1 protein-coding gene and 1 pseudogene are annotated in these 1,003 nt (G+C 31.2%); both read right to left on the bottom strand.

Annotated features, from left to right (window positions below; translation table 11 throughout):
* A pseudogene (locus M4I21_RS04000) lies at positions 1 to 420 on the bottom strand (hypothetical protein); the annotation flags it as partial.
* Positions 421 to 502: 82 nt separating this feature from the next.
* The coding region (locus M4I21_RS04005; RefSeq protein WP_249557826.1) for a hypothetical protein at positions 503 to 1,003 on the bottom strand (501 nt) is incomplete at its 5' end.

Below are 1,003 nucleotides of genomic sequence, written 5' to 3' on the forward strand. Positions count from 1 at the left end.
GTTGTTATACCCTTCTGTTTTTACTACTTTAATAGATTCTTTTTTAGATATGCTGTAATTTTTCCAATCTGGCACTTTAACAACCTCTACAAGCATAGCGCTGCCTTTTTTTAAGGTGCTCATATAAGGCTGATCTTCTCCAAATTCTTGTTGTAGTAAATCGCCATAGGGGTACATACGTATGGTAACCTTTTGTGTACCACTTTTTAATATAGCTCTATTTATTTTTATGGCTGTAGCCAGTTTACCACTTCTATAATACTCTTTTACAGGAAAGTCATTTACCAAAATCTCGTAGGTACAATACTCTTGGTTTATACGTAGTAAATACATAGGTTGCTCATTATACTTAGGCTTAGCTTGCCACATTTTGTCTGTAACATTATGTATGGTAATACTATCTTGGTCTGTAGTGTTCATATTTTTGGTAGTTTTAGTATTTTGGGCGCAGCTCACCCAAAACACTAAAAACCAACTATAGAAAAATATTTTTTTAAGCATATTATTTTATCATTTCTAACTGTATGTCTTCATCTTTACCCGTGTAGTTGTCTTTATCCATATATAAATACACACCTAGAAAACGAGCACGTAACCTTTCTTCTTTATTTCTAAAGGTGAAAAATAAAGCTGAGGCTCCTCTATGTCGCGGATCTGTATTTATATTACTGCCAAATTTTAAAGTTGCTATTTTTCCATCTCCAAAAAAAGCCAATTCATAGTCTTTTAATGGCTGAAATTCTTTATCTTTAATATTTATTACGTTATTGTATTCTTCCCAAAGCCCATTTAACTGTTTTTTGCTTTTGTATTGAGTTGTAGCATTTCTTAGGGCATTATTGTAATTTAAATTTACTATTGCATTCACATCTTTTTCTTCGTATTTTTTTTGGTACATTTTAAAATAACTGATTATTTTTTGTTTTAAAAGCGTGCTGTCTACCTTACGTAAGTCTATACCATTTGTATAGCTTTCAAACTCAAAAGGTACTTCTGCTTTAAA

Origin of the sequence: Cellulophaga sp. 20_2_10 (assembly GCF_023476645.1) — a bacterium.
Taxonomy (GTDB): Bacteria; Bacteroidota; Bacteroidia; order Flavobacteriales; family Flavobacteriaceae; genus Cellulophaga.